Source organism: Streptomyces sp. NPDC110618, assembly GCF_055657065.1.
This window is the reverse complement of sequence record NZ_JBVKBN010000002.1, coordinates 1-17448: the sequence shown is the minus strand read 5'-3', so window position 1 is coordinate 17448 and position 17448 is coordinate 1. Positions and strand designations below refer to the sequence as shown.

12 protein-coding genes and 3 tRNA genes are annotated in these 17448 nt (G+C 71.0%); 8 read left to right on the top strand and 7 right to left on the bottom strand.

Features of this window, described 5'->3' with window-relative positions:
- Nucleotides 1-61: 61 nt before the first annotated feature.
- Together ACZ7L7_RS03220 and ACZ7L7_RS03215 are read right to left on the bottom strand one after the other, a co-directional pair.
- Nucleotides 62-2149: a molybdopterin oxidoreductase family protein gene (locus ACZ7L7_RS03220; protein WP_285511238.1), complete on the bottom strand. Its 2088-nt coding sequence runs from the start codon at nt 2147-2149 to the stop codon at nt 62-64.
- A 103-nt stretch (nt 2150-2252) separates the two neighbouring features.
- Nucleotides 2253-2930: a SanA/YdcF family protein gene (locus ACZ7L7_RS03215; protein ID WP_285511239.1), complete on the bottom strand. Its 678-nt coding sequence runs from the start codon at nt 2928-2930 to the stop codon at nt 2253-2255.
- 173 nt (nt 2931-3103) lie between these two features.
- Between ACZ7L7_RS03215 and ACZ7L7_RS03210 the strand changes: the two genes are divergently transcribed.
- The 5 genes from ACZ7L7_RS03210 to ACZ7L7_RS03190 all read left to right on the top strand — a co-directional run bounded on the left by ACZ7L7_RS03210 (nt 3104) and on the right by ACZ7L7_RS03190 (nt 10074).
- A complete protein-coding gene (locus ACZ7L7_RS03210) occupies nt 3104-3955 on the top strand; it encodes a sirohydrochlorin chelatase (protein WP_472074574.1) in 852 nt (283 codons plus the stop codon).
- 28 nt (nt 3956-3983) lie between these two features.
- Nucleotides 3984-5264 carry a deoxyguanosinetriphosphate triphosphohydrolase gene (locus ACZ7L7_RS03205; protein WP_285511241.1) on the top strand — a complete coding sequence of 427 codons (1281 nt, stop codon included), beginning with the start codon at nt 3984-3986 and terminating at the stop codon, nt 5262-5264.
- Between the two features lie 233 nt (nt 5265-5497).
- On the top strand, nt 5498-6763 hold the full coding sequence (locus tag ACZ7L7_RS03200; RefSeq protein WP_472074572.1) for an NAD(P)/FAD-dependent oxidoreductase: 1266 nt from the start codon (nt 5498-5500) through the stop codon (nt 6761-6763).
- Between the two features lie 38 nt (nt 6764-6801).
- Nucleotides 6802-8706: a DNA primase gene (dnaG, locus tag ACZ7L7_RS03195; RefSeq protein WP_285511243.1), complete on the top strand. Its 1905-nt coding sequence runs from the start codon at nt 6802-6804 to the stop codon at nt 8704-8706.
- 102 nt (nt 8707-8808) lie between these two features.
- A complete protein-coding gene (locus ACZ7L7_RS03190; protein WP_285511244.1) occupies nt 8809-10074 on the top strand; it encodes an RNA polymerase sigma factor in 1266 nt (421 codons plus the stop codon).
- Between the two features lie 112 nt (nt 10075-10186).
- On the opposite strand, the gene ACZ7L7_RS03185 is transcribed toward ACZ7L7_RS03190, so the two are convergent.
- The 4 genes from ACZ7L7_RS03185 to ACZ7L7_RS03170 form a co-directional block, all read right to left on the bottom strand.
- Nucleotides 10187-12115, bottom strand: a complete 1929-nt coding sequence (locus ACZ7L7_RS03185) for an ABC transporter ATP-binding protein (protein WP_285511245.1) — start codon at nt 12113-12115, stop codon at nt 10187-10189.
- The gene (locus ACZ7L7_RS03180) at nt 12115-13848 is read right to left on the bottom strand and encodes an ABC transporter ATP-binding protein (RefSeq protein WP_471592047.1); all 1734 of its coding nucleotides are present in this window, start codon (nt 13846-13848) and stop codon (nt 12115-12117) included. The genes ACZ7L7_RS03185 and ACZ7L7_RS03180 overlap by 1 nt, the downstream gene beginning before the upstream one ends.
- A 218-nt stretch (nt 13849-14066) precedes the next feature.
- Complete coding sequence (locus tag ACZ7L7_RS03175; RefSeq protein ID WP_285511247.1) at nt 14067-15506, bottom strand: xylulokinase; 1440 nt, start codon at nt 15504-15506, stop codon at nt 14067-14069.
- Between the two features lie 68 nt (nt 15507-15574).
- Nucleotides 15575-15880 (bottom strand): hypothetical protein, encoded by a 306-nt coding sequence (locus ACZ7L7_RS03170; protein ID WP_093718218.1) that lies wholly within the window; start codon nt 15878-15880, stop codon nt 15575-15577.
- A 130-nt stretch (nt 15881-16010) separates the two neighbouring features.
- Here ACZ7L7_RS03170 and ACZ7L7_RS03165 point away from each other — a divergent pair.
- The 3 genes from ACZ7L7_RS03165 to ACZ7L7_RS03155 all read left to right on the top strand — a co-directional run bounded on the left by ACZ7L7_RS03165 (nt 16011) and on the right by ACZ7L7_RS03155 (nt 16429).
- Nucleotides 16011-16083, top strand: a tRNA-Asn gene (locus tag ACZ7L7_RS03165).
- Nucleotides 16084-16088: 5 nt separating this feature from the next.
- Nucleotides 16089-16161, top strand: a tRNA-Asn gene (locus tag ACZ7L7_RS03160).
- 191 nt (nt 16162-16352) lie between these two features.
- Nucleotides 16353-16429: transfer RNA gene (locus ACZ7L7_RS03155), tRNA-Ile, on the top strand.
- 146 nt (nt 16430-16575) lie between these two features.
- On the opposite strand, the gene ACZ7L7_RS03150 is transcribed toward ACZ7L7_RS03155, so the two are convergent.
- Nucleotides 16576-17358, bottom strand: coding sequence for a tyrosine-type recombinase/integrase (locus ACZ7L7_RS03150; RefSeq protein ID WP_472075093.1), 783 nt, complete (start codon nt 17356-17358; stop codon nt 16576-16578).
- Between the last annotated feature and the right edge of the window lie 90 nt (nt 17359-17448).

The following is a 17448-nucleotide window of genomic DNA, read 5'->3' as shown; positions in this document are numbered from 1 at the left end:
CTGCTGATCAGGCGACGGGAAGACCCGCCGCTGATCAGTCGACCGGAAGACCCGCCGCTGATCAGCCGCGCACCGCCTCCACGCGCACCGCGCAGGACTTGAACTCCGGCATCCGCGAGGTCGGGTCCAGCGCCGGGTTGGTCAGCGTGTTGGCGCGGCCCTCGCCCGGCCAGTGGAAGGGCATGAAGACCGTGTCGGGGCGGATGGCGTTCGTGATCCGCGCCGGGGCCACCGCCCGCCCGCGCCGGGAGGTCACCGCGATCGGGTCGCCCTCGGCCGCCCCGAGCCGTGCCGCGAGCCGTGGGTGCAGTTCCACGAACGGGCCCGGCGCGGCGGCGTTCAGCTCGTCCACGCGGCGGGTCTGGGCGCCCGACTGGTACTGCGACACCACCCGTCCCGTGGTCAGCAGCACCGGGTACTCCGCGTCCGGCTCCTCGGCCGTCGCCCGGTGCGTGACCGGTACGAACCGGGCCCGCCCGTCCGGCGTCGCGAACCGGTCCTCGAACATGCGCGGCGTCCCGGGGTGTTCGGTGTCCCCGCCCTCCGCCGGGCACGGCCAGAACACCCCGTTCTCCTCCGCCAGCCGGCGGTAGGTGATCCCGGAGTAGTCGGCGGCGCCGCCCGCGCTGGCCCGGCGCAGCTCCTCGAAGACCTCCTCGGGGTCGGTCGGGAAGCCCTTCTCCACGCCCAGCCGGTCCGCGAGTTCGTGCATGACCTCCAGGTCGCTGCGCACCCCCGAGGGCGGGGTGATCGCCCGGCGGCGCAGCAGCACCCTGCCCTCCAGGTTCGTCGTCGTGCCCGTCTCCTCCGCCCACTGCGTCACCGGCAGCACCACGTCCGCCAGCGCCGCCGTCTCCGAGAGGACGACATCGCACACGGCCAGGAAGTCCAGCGACCGCAGCCGCTCCTCGATGTGCGCGGCCCGCGGCGCCGACACCACCGGGTTGGAGCCCATCAGCAGCAGCGACTTGATGTCCGAGCCCAGCGCGTCCAGCAGTTCGTAGGCGCTGCGCCCGGGGCCCGGCAGCGAGTCCGGGTCCACGCCCCACACCTCGGCCACGTGCCGCCGCGCCTCGGGGTCGTCCAGCTTGCGGTAGCCGGGGAGCTGGTCGGCCTTCTGGCCGTGCTCGCGCCCGCCCTGGCCGTTGCCCTGGCCGGTGAGGCAGCCGTAGCCGGAGTACGGGCGGCCCGGACGGCCGGTGGCCAGGCACAGGTTGATCCAGGCGCCCACGGTGTCGGTGCCCTTGGACTGCTGCTCGGGGCCGCGCGCGGTGAGCACCATCGCCGACTCCGGCTCGCAGAACATCCGTACCGCCTCGCGCAGTTCCGGCACCGAGACGCCGGTGATCCGCTCCACGTACTCCGGCCAGTGGGCCAGCGCCTCCGCGCGGGCCTCCTCCCAGCCGGTGGTGCGCTCACGGATGTACTCCTCGTCCGTGCGACCCTCGGCGACGACCAGGTGCAGCATGCCCAGCGCGAGCGCGAGATCGGTGCCGGGCCGGGGCGCGAGGTGCAGATCGGCCTGCTCGGCGGTCCTCGTGCGGCGCGGGTCGATGACGATCAGCCTGCCGCCGTTCTCGCGCAGCTCGTTGAAGAAGCGCAGCGAGGGCGGCATGGTCTCGGCGAGGTTGGAGCCGACGAGGATCACACAGCCGGACTTCGGGATGTCCTCCAGCGGGAAGGGCAGCCCCCGGTCGAGCCCGAACGCCTTCATCCCGGCCGCCGCCGCGGACGACATGCAGAAGCGGCCGTTGTAGTCGATCTGGGAGGTGCCGAGCACCACCCGCGCGAACTTGCCGAGCGTGTACGCCTTCTCGTTCGTCAGACCGCCGCCGCCGAAGACCCCGACCGCGTCCGGACCGTGCTCCGCCCGTACGCGGCCCAGCTCCCCGGCGATCCGGTCCAGCGCCTCCGCCCAGGTGGCGGGCACCAGCTCGCCGTCCCCGGAACGCACCAAAGGCGAGGTCAGGCGGACGCTCGACGACAGGACCGCCGGCGCCGTACGCCCCTTGCCGCACAGCGCACCCCGGTTCACCGGGAAGTCCGCCCGCTCGCTCACCTCGACCGTCCCGTCGGGGGAGGGCGTCAGATTCATCCCGCACTGCAGGGCGCAGTACGGGCAGTGCGTGGGCGTGGCGGTGTTCTCCATGCTCACCAGCGTGCTTCGTCCGTGTTACACGCCGATGCGGCTGATTGTTACGCGGAGCGCACGGCGACCTCCCCGTCGCCGTCCGGCGCCGGTGAGGGACCGCTCACCGGGCGCTCGCCAGCGCCTCCGCCACGCCCTTCTCCCTCGGCCCGAGGAAGTGCGGGTCCGGGCGGAACACGACGTCCAGCGCCGCCTTGCCGGCCGCGAGGATCTCCCGGGTGCCCCCGTAGTACCAGGTCGCGTCGTGCAGGTCGTCCACGCCGACGCCGTACGAGGTGACGCCCGCCGCCTCGCACAGCGCGACCGCGCGCCGGATGTGGAAGCCCTGGCTGATCAGTACCGCCTCGTCGACCCCGAAGATCTTCTTCGCGCGCACGCAGGAGTCCCAGGTGTCGAAGCCCGCGTAGTCACTGACGATCCGCGCGTCGGGCACCCCGTGCCGGGTCAGATAGGCGCGCATCGCGTCCGGCTCGTCGTAGTCCTCGCGGCTGTTGTCCCCGGTGACCAGCACGACCTCCACCCGCCCGGCGCGGTACAGCTCGGCCGCCGCGTCCAGCCGGTGCGCCAGGTACGGCGAGGGCTCGCCCTGCCACAGACCCGCGCCGAAGACGACGGCCACGTCGGTGCGGGGAGCGTCCTCCAGGGTGCGCAGGCGGTCGCCGGTGCTCAGGTACAGCCAGGTCGACGGCAGCAGCGCCAGCACGCACACGGCCATCAGCGACTGCACCGCCCGGCGCTGTCCGGTGCGGGTACGGGGGAGGCGCGGGAGGCGGATCCTCATGCACCCTAGGACGCCGGGACGGGGGTGGGGGTTGCGTGAGCAAGGTCACGTGACGTCGAGAAAGCGCAGGTCAAGACGGCTCACAGCGCCTGGGGCCCGGACGGTGAACCCACGGAAAAGACCCGTGACGCCCGCGCAACGAGGCGGCAACCTCCGGCCCCCACCATCGGTTCATGACGGCGTCGAAACCACGTCCCGACGAGTCCACGTCCCTCGACAGTACGGCGCATCTCATGAACCGGATCAGCAGCCAGCTCGCCAGCCAGCTCCGCCTCGTCTCGCTCGACGGGCGGCGCCGCCCCACACCGCCCCCGCTGGTGGTCGTGGCCCACGGCAGCCGCGACCCGCGCGCGCTGAGCACGGTGCGGTCCCTCCTGGACCGGGTCCGCGCGATGCGCCCCGGCCTCCCGGTCCACCTGGGCCACATCGAACTGAACGCCCCCCTGCTCCCGGACACCCTCGCCGCCCTCGACAGCGAGGAGGCCGTCCTGGTGCCGCTGCTGCTCAGCCGCGGCTACCACGTGAAGCGGGACATCCCCGAGATGGCCGCCGAGTCGGGCGTACGGGCCCGGGTGGCCAAAGCCCTCGGCCCGCACCCCTTCCTGGTCGAGGCCCTGCACGACCGGCTGGCCGAGGCGGGCTGGGCCGAGCGCCCCGGCACCGCCGTGGTCCTGGCCGCCGCCGGCTCCCGGGACCCCGAGTCGAAGGCGGACACCGCCCGCACGGCGTCCCTGCTGTCCCGGCGCCTGGGCGTGGAGGTCGTCCCGGCCTACGCCACCACGGCCGCCCCCACGGTCCGCGCGGCCCTCACCCACCTCACCGCCCGCGGCCACGACCGCATCGCCGTCGCCTCCTACTTCACGGCCCCGGGCCGCTTCGCCACGGAGTGCGCGGCCGAGGCCCCCTGGATCGCCTCGGCCCCCCTGGGCGCCCACCCCGCCATGGCCCGCCTCCTCCTGCACCGCTACGACCAGACCCTGAAGCTGCCGGTCACTGGCCAGGAAGCGGTACTGGCGTCGGCGTAAGGGCGCACCGTGCGCTTACTGTCGACGCATGGCGCACGAGAACCACATCCCGCCCGCGGGGTATGACACACCGTCAGTGGAACGCTGGTCCAAGGAGCCGGACAAGCGGCCGGGGAGGACCGCCTTCCAACGGGACCGGGCCCGGGTCCTGCACTCCTCCGCACTGCGCAGACTCGCCGGGAAGACCCAGGTCGTCACGCCCGGCACGTACGGGCAGGCCTGGGACGCCAGCCCGCGCACCCGGCTCACCCACTCCCTGGAGTGCGCCCAGGTGGGCCGGGAGCTGGGCGCCGCCCTCGGCTGCGACCCCGATCTGGTGGAGGCCGCCTGCCTCTCCCACGACCTCGGGCACCCCCCGTTCGGGCACAACGGCGAGCAGGCGCTCAACGAGTTCGCCAAGGACGTCGGCGGATTCGAGGGCAACGCGCAGTCGCTGAGGCTGCTCACCCGGATCGAGCCCAAGCGGTTCACCGCCGACGGCTCCGTCGGACTCAACCTCACCCGCGCCACCCTCGACGCGGCCACCAAGTACCCCTGGCCGCGCGGCGCCCACCCCAGCGACCCCGGCTCCCCGAAGTTCGGCGTCTACGAGGACGACCGGCCCGTCTTCGACTGGGTCCGCCAGGGCGCCCCCGGCACCCGCACCACCTTCGAGGCCCAGGTCATGGACTGGTCCGACGACGTGGCGTACTCCGTGCACGACGTCGAGGACGGACTGCACGCCGGACACATCGACCCCAACCTCCTGCACGCCGAACCCGAACGCCAGGAGGTCTTCGCGGTCGCCATCGGCCGCTACGTCCCCGAGGACACCGACCCCGCCGAACTCGCCGCCGCCCTCGACCGGCTCCTGGACGAGCCGTGGTGGCCGCACGGCTACGACGGCACCGCCGTCGCCCAGGCCCGGCTGAAGGACGCCACCAGCCAGCTCATCGGCCGCTTCTGCCTGGCCGCCGAGACCGCCACCCGCGCCGCCTACGGCACCGGCCGCCTCACCCGCTACGCCGCCGAACTCGTCGTACCGCGCGAGACGCGGATGGAGTGCGCGGTCCTGAAGGCCGTCGCCGACCGGTACGTCATGCAGCGCGCCGAACAGGAGCGGCTGCGCGCCGACCAGCGGATCGTCGTCGCCGAACTCGCCGAGGCGCTCACCGCGCGGGCACCGGACGGGCTCGACCCGCAGTTCCGGGCGCTGTTCGACGCCGCGCCCGACGACCGGGCGCGCAAGCGGGTGATCGTGGACCAGATCGCGTCCCTCACCGACGCCTCGGCCCGTTCGCTTCATGTACGCCTTACGGGGCACCCGTGACAGACGTGTCGCGTCCGGCGGGGCGCACTCGTGACAGTCGTGCGTGTCCTACGGGGGCACCCGTGACAGTCGTGTACGCCTAATGGGGGGCACCCTGACAGCGAGGAGATCACAGTGAAGTGAAACCCGCCCGAATGTGACCCTCCGTGGCCTGATCGGGCCACACCCTCTTCCCCCATCACGCTCCGTGCGGGACGCTCCCATGTGGCGGCACCCCTACGAGGAGGCATCAAGTGGTCGACGCGGATCAGACATTCGTCATCGTCGGAGGCGGACTCGCCGGCGCGAAGGCGGCCGAAACGCTGCGGGCGGAGGGCTTCACGGGCCGCGTGATACTGATCAGCGACGAGCGCGACCACCCCTACGAGCGGCCCCCGCTCTCCAAGGGCTATCTGCTCGGCAAGGAGGAGCGCGACAGCGTCTTCGTGCACGAGCCCGCCTGGTACGCGCGCAACGACATCGAACTCCACCTCGGCCAGACCGTCGACGCCATCGACCGCGCGGCGAGGACGGTCCGCTTCGGCGAGGACGGCACGGTCGTCCACTACGACAAACTGCTCCTCACCACCGGTGCCGAACCCCGCCGCCTGGACATCCCCGGCACCGACCTGGCCGGCGTCCACCATCTGCGCCGGCTCGCCCACGCCGAACGCCTCAAGGGCGTCCTGGCCTCGCTCGGCCGGGACAACGGCCACCTCGTGATCGCCGGAGCGGGCTGGATCGGCCTGGAGGTCGCGGCCGCGGCCCGCGAGTACGGCGCCGAGGTCACCGTCGTCGAACCGGAACCGACCCCGCTGCACGGCGTCCTCGGCCCCGAGCTCGGCCAGCTCTTCGCCGAGCTGCACCGCGAGCACGGGGTGCGCTTCCACTTCGGGGCCCGGCTCACCGAGATCAGCGGCCAGGACGGGGTCGTCCTCGCCGCCCGCACCTCCGACGGCGAGGAGCACCCCGCGCACGCCGTGCTCGCCGCGATCGGCGCCGCCCCGCGCACCGGGCTCGCCGAGGCGGCGGGCCTCACCATCGCCGACCGCGCCCACGGCCGCGGCGTCCTCGTCGACGAACGGCTGCGCACCTCCGACCCCGACATCTACGCCGCCGGGGACGTCGCCAGCTTCCCGCACGCCCTGTTCGACACCAGCCTGCGCGTCGAGCACTGGGCCAACGCCCTCAACGGCGGCCCGGCCGCCGCCCGCGCCATGCTCGGCCGGGACGTCGTCTACGACCGCGTCCCCTACTTCTTCTCCGACCAGTACGACCTGGGCATGGAGTACTCCGGCTGGGCACCCCCCGGCTCCTACGACGAGGTCGTCATCCGCGGCGACGTCGGAAAGCGGGAGTTCATCGCCTTCTGGCTGAAGGACGGCCGGGTGCGCGCCGGGATGAACGTGAACGTGTGGGACGTCACGGACCCCATCCAGCGGATGATCCGGACCAGGACACAGGTGACCGCCGAGACCCTCGCCGACCCGCGCACCCCGCTGGACAGCCTCGCCCCGTAGCTGTCAGGAGTGTCAGAGCCGCCCCGTAGAATTCACGCGTGGCAGGACGGATCAACGACGAGGACGTGAAGGCGGTACGGGACGCGGTCCCGATCGACGCCGTGGTCTCGGAGTACCTCCAGCTGCGCAACGCCGGTGGCGGCAACCTCAAGGGCCTGTGCCCCTTCCACGACGAGAAGTCGCCGTCCTTCCAGGTCAGCCCGAGCAAGGGGCTCTTCCACTGCTTCGGCTGCCAGGAGGGCGGCGACACCATCACGTTCGTGATGAAGGTCGACCACCTCTCCTTCTCCGAGGCGGTCGAGCGGCTCGCCGCCCAGGCCGGCATCACCCTGCGCTACGAGGAGGGCGGCTACAACCCCTCCCACCAGCGCGGCGAACGCATCCGCCTGGTCGAGGCCCACAAGATCGCCGCCGAGTGGTACGCGGAACAGCTCGCGATGAGCCCCGAGGCCGAGACCGGCCGGATCTTCCTCGCCGAGCGCGGCTTCGACCAGGCCGCCGCCGTCCACTTCGGCGTCGGCTACAGCCCGCAAGGATGGGACCACCTCACCCGGTACCTGCGCGGCAAGGGCTTCAGCGACAAGGAACTGCTCCTGTCCGGGCTCGCCCAGGAGGGCCGCCGCGGCCCCATCGACCGCTTCCGCGGCCGCCTGATGTGGCCGATCCGCGACATCGGCGGCGACGTCGTCGGCTTCGGCGCCCGCAAGCTCTACGAGGCCGACAACGGCCCCAAGTACCTCAACACGCCCGACACCGCGATCTACAAGAAGTCGCAGGTCCTCTACGGCATCGACCTCGCCAAGAAGGAGATCGCCAAGTCCTCCCGCGCGGTCGTCGTCGAGGGCTACACCGACGTCATGGCCTGCCACCTCGCGGGCGTCCCCACCGCCATCGCCACCTGCGGCACCGCCTTCGGCGGCGACCACATCAAGATCCTGCGCAGGCTGCTGATGGACAACGGCTCGGCCCGCGTGATCTTCACCTTCGACGGCGACGCGGCCGGCCAGAAGGCGGCCCTGCGCGCCTTCGAGGACGACCAGAAGTTCGCCGCCGAGACCTACATCGCCATCGCCCCCGACGGCATGGACCCCTGCGAACTGCGCCTGGCCAAGGGCGACGAGGCGGTCGCCGAACTGGCCGAACCCCGCACCCCGCTCTTCGAGTTCGCGCTGCGCCAGATCGTCTCCCGCTACGACCTGGACACCCCGGCCGGTCGCGCCGCCGCCCTGGACGAGGCAGCCCCGATCGTCGCCCGCATCAAGAACAGCGGCGCCCAGCACGAGGTCGCCGTCCAGCTCGCCGGGATGCTCGGCATCCTCGACACCCAGTTCGTCGTCAAGCGCGTCGCCCAGCTCGCCCGCTGGGCCCGCGACCGGGGCGGCAAGGGCCCCGCCCCCGCGCGCGGCCCGCACCAGCCGTACGAGGCGGCCCCCCGCCCCGCCGGAAGCAGCGGCCCGGCGCTGAACCTGCGCAACCCCGTCTACGCCACCGAGCGCGAACTGCTCAAGCTCGCCCTCCAGCGCCCCGAACTGGTCTCCCCGGCCTTCGACGCGTACGGCGTCGACGAGTTCACCGCCGCCCCCTACGCCGCCGTACGCCAGGCGATCATGGAGGCGGGCGGCGCCGAGTACGGCGTCCACGACCCGCAGGACTTCCTGGTCCGGGTCCGCGAGGCGGCCCCCGACGACTCCGTGCGCGCCATGGTCACCGAGCTGGCCGTCGAGGCGATCCTGCGCCGCACCGTGGACGAGAACTACGCGGGCGAACAGCTCGTCACTGTCCGCCGCCGCGCGGTCGAACGCCGCATCCGGGACATCCAGTCCCAGATGGCCCGCCTCTCGGCCGGCGGCGACCCGGCCCAACTGGCCGCGGTCCAGAACGAACTGTGGGTTCTCCAGCAGTACGACCAGGCCCTCCGCGAGCACGGATCCGCAGCTCTTTAGCCCCTCCGGGCCCCGCGATAACCGGGCGGTCACGACCCGGACGCAAAAAGTCACCGCACGCCCCTCGTGGCGGCGATGTGTTCTACCCCACACTGGGTTCCGGTGCCTGAGTCCTCGGAGCGCGGCCGACCCGTCCCCCACGGGTCACAGACCCCCGCGGTTCCGCTCATCGCGTACGGGACGGACAGCGGCGAGGCCGCCGACTCCGCCCTCGAAGCCGCGCTGCCGCACACTTCAGCAGCGATCATCCTGGAGGTCGCCCCCGTGCAGACCCAGACCCTCACCCAGACCGAGAGCAGTACGGCCGGGCCGCAGCAGCCGGACGCCGAGTCCGACGTTCTCGTCGCGGTGCCCCCGCAGAACCGCGCGCTGCTCCACCCCGAGGCCGAGCCGGACACCCCGGCCGTCCTGGACGACCTGCCCGAGCCGGTGCGCGTCCCGCGCGCCGACACCGGCGGACCGTCCTCGGACCTGTTCCGCCAGTACCTGCGGGAGATCGGCCGCATCCCGCTGCTGACCGCGGCGGAGGAGGTCGAACTCGCGCGCCGCGTCGAGGCGGGCCTGTTCGCCGAGGAGAAGCTGAGCAACACCCCTGACCTGGACAGCCAGTTGGCGCTGGACCTGGACCGCCTGGTGGTCATGGGCCGGATGGCCAAGCGCCGCCTGATCGAGGCGAACCTGCGCCTGGTGGTCTCCGTCGCCAAACGGTACGTGGGCCGCGGACTGACCATGCTGGACCTGGTCCAGGAGGGCAACCTCGGCCTGATCCGCGCCGTCGAGAAGTTCGACTACGCCCGCGGCTACAAGTTCTCCACCTACGCCACCTGGTGGATCCGCCAGGCCATGTCCCGGGCCCTCGCCGACCAGGCCCGCACCATCCGGGTCCCGGTCCATGTCGTGGAGCTGATCAACCGCGTGGTCCGCGTCCAGCGCCGCATGCTCCAGGAACGCGGCTACGAACCCACCCCGGACGAGGTGGCCGCCCACCTCGACCTCGCCCCGGAACGCGTCAGCGAGGTACTCCGCCTCGCCCAGGAACCGGTCTCCCTGCACGCCCCGGTGGGCGAGGAGGAAGACGTGGCGCTGGGCGACCTGATCGAGGACGGAGACGCCGCGAGCCCCGTCGAATCAGCGGCCTTCCTCCTCCTACGGGAACACCTGGAAGCGGTCCTCTCCACCCTCGGCGAACGCGAACGCAAGGTAGTCCAACTCCGCTACGGCCTGGCCGACGGCCGCCCGCGCACGCTGGAGGAGATAGGCCGCATCTTCGGCGTCACAAGGGAACGCATCCGCCAGATCGAATCAAAGACCCTCAACAAACTGAGGGACCACGCTTTCGCAGACCAACTGAGGGGCTACTTGGACTGAAGCTCGGCGTGCCGCCGCTGCCGACGTAGCTGCGGGCAGTCGTGCCGCAGGGCGGCACGGGTGGGCTGGGGGTCCCCCCTCTGGGGGAGGCACCCCGACGCCGGGCAACGGCCTAGTCCACCTCAGCCACCGCCTCCGCGAACTGCGCCTTGTACAGCCGCGCATAGGCACCGTCAGAATCGAGCAGCTCCCCATGAGAGCCCTGCTCGACAATCGAACCGTTCTCCATCACGAGAATCGTGTCCGCATCCCGAATCGTCGACAGCCGATGCGCGATCACAAACGACGTCCGCCCATGCGCGAGCTTCGCCATGGCCTTCTGAATCAACACTTCCGTCCGCGTATCCACAGAAGACGTCGCCTCGTCCAACACCAGAATCACCGGATCCGACAAGAACGCCCGAGCAATGGTGATCAGCTGCTTCTCACCCGCACTGACCCCGGCCCCCTCGTCATCGATGACCGTGTCGTACCCGTCGGGCAACGTCCGGATGAACCGATCCGCGTGCGCGGCCCGCGCCGCTTCCTCGATCTCCCCCCGAGTCACGTCCCGCGCCGCCCCGTACGCGATGTTCTCCGCGATCGTCCCGCCGAACAGCCACGTGTCCTGCAGCACCATCCCGATCCCGGCACGCAGCTCGTCCCGGGACATCGTGGCGATGTCCACCCCGTCGAGCGTGATCCGCCCACCGGACACCTCGTAGAACCGCATCAGCAGGTTGACCAGCGTGGTCTTCCCGGCGCCCGTCGGCCCGACGATGGCCACGGTCTGCCCCGGCTCCACGGTCAGCGACAGGTCCTCGATGAGCGGCGTGTCCGGGTCGTACCGGAAGGACACGCCCTCCAGCGCCACCCGCCCGCGCAGCTCCTCGGGCCGTACCCCGGGCACGGGGTCCGCCGACTGCTCCTCCGCGTCGAGGAGTTCGAAGATCCGCTCGGCGGAGGCCACCCCGGACTGCACCAGGTTCGCCATGGAGGCGACCTGGGTGAGCGGCATGGAGAACTGCCGCGAGTACTGGATGAATGCCTGCACGTCACCGATGGACAGGGCCCCCGAAGCGACCCGGAGTCCGCCGACCACGGCCACCAGGATGTAGTTGATGTTCGACACGAACATCATCAGCGGCTGCATGATCCCGCTGTTGAACTGCGCCTTGAACCCGGCCTCGTACAGCGCCTCGTTCTGCTCGGCGAACTGCTTGGCCGACTCCTCCTGCCGCCCGAACACCTTCACCAGGGTGTGCCCGGTGTACATCTCCTCGACGTGCGCGTTGAGCTTGCCGGTGGAGCGCCACTGCGCCACGAAGTGCGGCTGGGACCGCTTGCCGACGCGGGTGGCGACGACGAAGGAGACCGGCACGGTCACCAGCGCCACCAGCGCCAGGATCCACGACACCCAGAACATCATCGCGAGCACGCCGATGATGGTGAGGATGGAGTTGATCAGCTGGCCCATCGACTGCTGGAGGGTCTGCTGCATGTTGTCGATGTCGTTGGTGGCGCGGGAGAGCACCTCACCGCGCTGCCGCTTGTCGAAGTAGGACAGCGGCAGCCGCGACAGCTTGCCCTGCACGTCCTCGCGCAGCCGGAACATCGTGCGGTTCACGGCCCGGTTCACCAGCCGGGTCGCCACCGCCATCAGCAGTCCGGCCGCGGTGAACACGGTGAGCGCGAGCAGCAGCACATGGCCGACGGCGGTGAAGTCGATGCCCTCGCCGGGCGTGAAGTCGGTGGAGCGGAGCATGTCGGCGACATCGCCGTCACCGCGTTCCCGCATCCCCTCCAGGACCTGTTCCTTGCTCGCCCCGGGCTCCATCTCGCGGCCGACGATGCCCGCGAAGACCAGGTCGGTGGCCCGCCCGAGGATCTTCGGCCCGACGACCGAGAGCCCCACGCTGAGCACCACGCACAGGAGCAGCACACCGATCGTGACGCGCTCCGGCTTGAACTGGGCGACCAGCCGTTTGCCCGACTCCTTGAAGTTCAGCGAGCGGTGGTCCGGCCCCGTCCCGGCCATCATCCGCCCCATGGGCCCGGCCATCAGGCGGCCTCCGCTTCCGTCAGCTGGGAGAGCACGATCTCCCGGTAGGTCTCGTTGACCGCCATCAGTTCCTGGTGCCGTCCGGTGCCGACGACCCGTCCCTCGTCGAGGACGACGATCCGGTCCGCGTCCCGGATGGTCGCCACCCGCTGGGCGACGATCACCACGGTCGCCTCCGCCGTCTCGCGGGCCAGCGCGGCGCGCAGTGCGGCGTCGGTGGCGTAGTCGAGCGCGGAGAAGGAGTCGTCGAAGAGGTAGATCTCCGGACGCTGCACGAGAGTCCGGGCGATGGCCAGGCGCTGCCGCTGGCCGCCGGAGACATTGGTGCCGCCCTGCGAGATCGGCGCGTCGAGCCCGCCCTCCAGACGCTCCACGAACTCCTTGGCCTGCGCCACCTCCAGCGCGTGCCACAGCTCCTCGTCGGTGGCGTCGGGATTGCCGTAGCGGAGGTTGGTCGCCACGGTCCCGGCGAACAGGTACGGCTTCTGCGGGACCAGCCCGACCGTCCTGGCCAGCACCTTCGGGTCGACGGCGGCCACGTCCTCGCCGTCGACCAGGACCTGCCCCTCGGTCGCGTCGAACAGCCGGGGGACCAGACCCAGCAGGGTGGACTTGCCGCTGCCGGTCGAGCCGATCACGGCGGTGGTCTCGCCGGGCAGTGCCACCAGGTCGATGCCCTTGAGCACCGGCTCCTCGGCACCCGGATAGCGGAAGCCGGCGCCGCGGATCTCCAGATGCCCGTGCCGGCGCAGCTCGGTGACCGGCGCCGCCGGCGGCACCACGCTGGAGTCGGTGTCGAGCACCTCCTGGATGCGCTCGGCGCACACCTCGGCGCGGGGCACCATCATGAACATGAAGGTGGCCATCATCACGGACATCACGATCTGCATCAGATAGGCGAGGAACGCCGTCAGGTCGCCGATCTGCATCCCGCCGCTGTCGATGCGGTGCGCGCCGAACCAGACCACCGCGATCGAGGACAGGTTCACCACCGTCATCACGATCGGGAACATCAGCGCGAGCAGGTTCCCGGTGCCCAGCGACATCTCGGTCAGCTCGGCGTTGGCCCGCCGGAATCGCTGCTGCTCGTACTCGTCGCGCACGAAGGCCCGGATGACGCGGTTGCCGGTGATCTGCTCGCGCAGCACCCGGTTCACCGTGTCCAGGCGGGTCTGCATGGCGCGGAACAGCGGCCGCAGCCGCCGCACGATCAGGGTCACGCAGATGCCCAGCACCGGCACCACCGCGACCAGCACCGCCGACAGCGGTACGTCGAGGCCGAGGGCCAGCACGATGCCGCCGACGCACATGATCGGCGCCGAGACCATCAGGGTGAACGTCATCAGGGCCAGCATTTGGACCTGCTGCACGTCATTGGTGGTACGGGTGATCAGCGAGGGCGCGCCGAAGTGGCCCACCTCGCGCGCGGAGAAGGACTGCACCCGGTCGAAGACGGCGCCCCGGACGTCCCGGCCGATCGCCGCGGCGGTCCGGGCGCCGAAGTACACGGCCCCGATGTTGCACACGACCTGGGCCAGCGAGATGCCGATCATCAGGGCGCCGAAGCTGAGGATGTAGCCGGTGTCGCCCTTGACGACACCGTTGTCGATGATGTCCGCGTTCAGGGTGGGCAGGTAGAGCGTGGCGCAGGTCTGCAGGAACTGCAGCAGCACCAGCAGAGCGATGGGTTTCCGGTAGGGCCTGAGGTAGGTCCGCAGGAGTCGTATGAGCACGCTGTGTCTCTCGGAGTCGGCGGCAGCGGGGCGGTTTGGTTGCCCCTGGCCCCTATCGTCGGACACTCCACCCGCGTTACCTCAACCGATTAAGCCGTCAGCGGCCCTCTTTACGGCCTTAGAGGTACGGCTCGCACCGTTCTCTTACTTCCCCCTCACCTTCCGAGGCCCCGGGGTGGTGGTGGGTCACCTTCCGAACGCCCCGGGGTGGTGGTGGGTCACCTTCCGAACGCCCCGGGGTGGGTCTGCTCCCGCACCGACACGAACTGCTGGCGCACCGCCTGCCCGACCGCCAGCTCCTCGCCCGGCTCCAGCACCTGGGCCGTAGCGCCCTGCCAGGCGGGCGGTATACGCGCGTCGAGCGTGCCCTGTGACGCACCCAGCGCCCAGGCGGCCTGCCGGGCGGCGCCGATCGCCGCGTAGTCGGCGGGCTGCGGTACGACGACCTGGGCGCCGAACAGCGACGGCGCCGACGCCTGCACCGCGGGCAGCTCGGCGGCCGCCCCCAGCAGGAAGACCCGGCGCACCGCCACGCCCCGGCCGCGCAGCACGTCGAGCGCGTCCGCGAGCCCGCACAGCATGCCCTCGAAGGCGGCCCGCGCCAGATGCTCCGGCCGCATGGCCTCCCGTCTGAGCCCGGCCAGCGTGCCCGCGGTGTGCGGCAGGTTCGGGGTCCGCTCGCCCTCCAGATAGGGCAGCAGCACCAGCCCGTGCGACCCGGGCGTCGACTTCATCGCCAGCTCGGACAGGCTCTCCAGATCGGGCACCCCCAGCAGCTCGGCGGTGCCGCGCAGGGTCCGTACGGCGTTCAGGGTGGTGACGACCGGCAGGTGCATGCCGGTCGCGTCGGCCAGTGTGGTGATCGTCCCGCTCGGGTCGAACAGCGCCTCGGAGTGGACGGCCATGACCGAACCGGAGGCGCCGAGGGAGACCACGGCGTCCCCGAGCCCGAGGCCGAGCCCGAACGCGGCGGCCATCGTCTCGCCGGTCCCGGCGGAGATCAGCAGCCCCTCCGGGGTCGTACCGGCGGCGTCGGCGGGTCCGATGACCTCGGGCAGCATGGCCGGGTGGCCGAGCGCCAGCTCGACGAGGTCGGTGCGGTACGTGCCGGTGGCGGCGGACCAGTACCCGGTGCCGGAGGCCCCGCCGCGGTCGGTGGTGCGGCGCACCGGCCGGCCGAGCAGCTGCCACACCAGCCAGTCGTGGGCCTGCATGAGAACAGCGGTGCGCATCGCGTTGTCCGGCTCGGTCTTGGCCAGCCAGCGCAGCTTCGTCACCGGCTGGGCGGCCTGCGGCACGCACCCCACGGCCTGCGCCCAGGCCTCCCGGCCACCGAGCGCGTCGATGAGATCGGCCGCGGCGACCTGGGCCCGCTTGTCACCCCCGACCATCGCGGGCCGGGTGGTGTTGCCCTGGGCGTCCAGCGGCACGACGGCGTTCTGCTGCGAGGAGACGCCGATGGCCTGCACGCCCTCCAGCAGACCCCCGCCGGCCGCCTCCCCGAGGGAGAGCAGCCAGGCCTGGGGATCGACGTCGGACGGACGTCCTTCGACGGGATGCGGCGCGTAGCCCTGCCGGAGCACGGCTCCGGTGTCCGCGTCGCAGACGACGATACGAGTGAACTCGGGCGAGCTGTCCAACCCGGCGACTATCCCCATGGCGAAATTCTATGGGCCGAGCGTGGCGGGGGTGTGCCGACCTGGGGCCGCTTTCGTATCGGACGGGATCAGGTGTTGCTGGTCCCCCAGTCGTCCTCGACCTCGCCGTTGGGGTGGCGGTCGCGCAGGTGGTGCAGGCGCGCGGACACCGAGGCCGGAACCCGCTCCCCGACCTTGTCGCTGACCGCGTGGTACGCCTTGCCCGCGTACACGCGGCCCTGCTGCGCGGCGGTCTCCGCGGTGTTGCGGACCGCGGGGTTCTGCGCCACCTGACGTGCCGACTTCTTCAGCTGTTCGTAGCGTTCGCGTCCGGCGCGAGTGCCGAGGACGTAGCCCAGAGCCAGCCCGACGACGAACGTGAGCTTGTAGCGCATGGCGGCCAGCCTTCCCTCGTGGGAGTACCGATTGGCGGAGCACCCCCCTGCTTGCGCTAATGTATGTGTCGCAGCGAGCGCCCGCCCCCTGGCGAATACCCAGGTAGGTACGTTCGATGCAACGAGGCATTCCTCCGTAGCTCAATTGGCAGAGCAGCCGGCTGTTAACCGGCAGGTTACTGGTTCGAGTCCAGTCGGGGGAGCTCGGTCCTCCGTAGCTCAATTGGCAGAGCAGCCGGCTGTTAACCGGCAGGTTACTGGTTCGAGTCCAGTCGGGGGAGCAGGTTGAACGAGGACCCCGCAGGGGTCCTTTTTCATGTCCTGATCGTGTCCTGTTTCAGCCGCTCGGGAACCGTGCGGAGTGCGCTGAAGTCCTTCAGGGCATGCGTAGTCGACCATCCGAAGCAGGAGATCGTATGAGCGGCTATGCTGCGGCAGACGGCGCGTACACATGTACGCGACACGCCGCTATGGGGCGGTAGCTCAGCCGGTTAGAGCAGCGGACTCATAATCCGCCGGCCGTGGGTTCGAGTCCCACCCGCCCCACCACCAACTACGCGGGCAGAACCGTTTCTACCTGCGAAAACGTAGGAACGGGGGTCGCCACTCCAGGGTGGCGACCCCCGTTCACTCGCCCGAACCAAGATCCAGGGACCCTACAGGGGCCCGGAGGGCACCGTTCGGGTCACGAGGGGCTACGCGGCTTCCTGAGATGGTTCTCGATCTTCCTCGCCGACCTCGGAGTCGCCCGGGGCAACAGGGACCGGCGCCCACGCTTCGGGTCCCATCTCCATCCCGCCGTCGATGACGAAGCGGGCAAGGTGATGCTGACGCCTCCCTGGCTCTGGAAGGTGTGCGGTGATCTTGTCCGCCGACAAGATCCTCAGGCCGGCTTCCCTGCAGTGGTCTCGCACCCAGTGGATCGCGGCCTGCGTCGCGTTCTCCTGGCTGGCGGCGGCCGTCCTGATCTTGCCGAGCGAGCGGCTGTTGTGCCGAGCCTTTACGCTGATCGTCCAGGCCCCCTCGGCGCTGCGGGCGGCGTCGGCATAGACGACGGCCATGCCGTCGCTGAAGAGCTTCTTGGGAAGGGTGAGCGGACGGAGCACGTCGTAGGGCACGCTGCGCGGGATCACGGACGTCATGGACTCGGCCTCGCGGCGTGCCAGTTCGGGGAGGACGCTGGTGTAGGTGTCCGAAGTGATCTGGCGGGAGCTGTGCCCCAGCCGCTCCTGGACGACCTTGATGTCGTTCCCCTGGAGCAGCGACAGGCTGGCGGAGATGTGCCGGAGATCATGAAGGCGGACCGGCGGAAGCCCGGACAGTTCCACCAGGCGCTTGAAGCGTCGGCTCACCCAGTCGGGATGGAGCGGCTCGCCGTTCTCGTGGGTGAAGAACCGGTCCGACTCGACCCAGGCTTCTGCGGCGGACCACTCTTCGCGCGCCTTCTCCCGCCGGGCTCGTCCCTGCCCTAGGTGTATTGACCCGTGAGGTTGGGGACGCGGCTGGCGGGTGGTTGGCCCTTCAGCGCGGTGTGTCCGCGGTGGTGATTGTAGGTGTGCAGCCATTGC

What these genes read in the sequence shown, in the direction of transcription:
- ACZ7L7_RS03220 (WP_285511238.1), bottom strand. Translation starts at nt 2,149, where the DNA reads ATGGAGAACACCGCCACGCCCACGCACTGCCCGTACTGCGCCCTGCAG.
- ACZ7L7_RS03215 (WP_285511239.1), bottom strand. Translation starts at nt 2,930, where the DNA reads ATGAGGATCCGCCTCCCGCGCCTCCCCCGTACCCGCACCGGACAGCGC.
- ACZ7L7_RS03210 (WP_472074574.1), top strand. Translation starts at nt 3,104, where the DNA reads ATGACGGCGTCGAAACCACGTCCCGACGAGTCCACGTCCCTCGACAGT.
- ACZ7L7_RS03205 (WP_285511241.1), top strand. Translation starts at nt 3,984, where the DNA reads ATGGCGCACGAGAACCACATCCCGCCCGCGGGGTATGACACACCGTCA.
- ACZ7L7_RS03185 (WP_285511245.1), bottom strand. Translation starts at nt 12,115, where the DNA reads ATGGCCGGGCCCATGGGGCGGATGATGGCCGGGACGGGGCCGGACCAC.
- ACZ7L7_RS03175 (WP_285511247.1), bottom strand. Translation starts at nt 15,506, where the DNA reads ATGGGGATAGTCGCCGGGTTGGACAGCTCGCCCGAGTTCACTCGTATC.
- ACZ7L7_RS03170 (WP_093718218.1), bottom strand. Translation starts at nt 15,880, where the DNA reads ATGCGCTACAAGCTCACGTTCGTCGTCGGGCTGGCTCTGGGCTACGTC.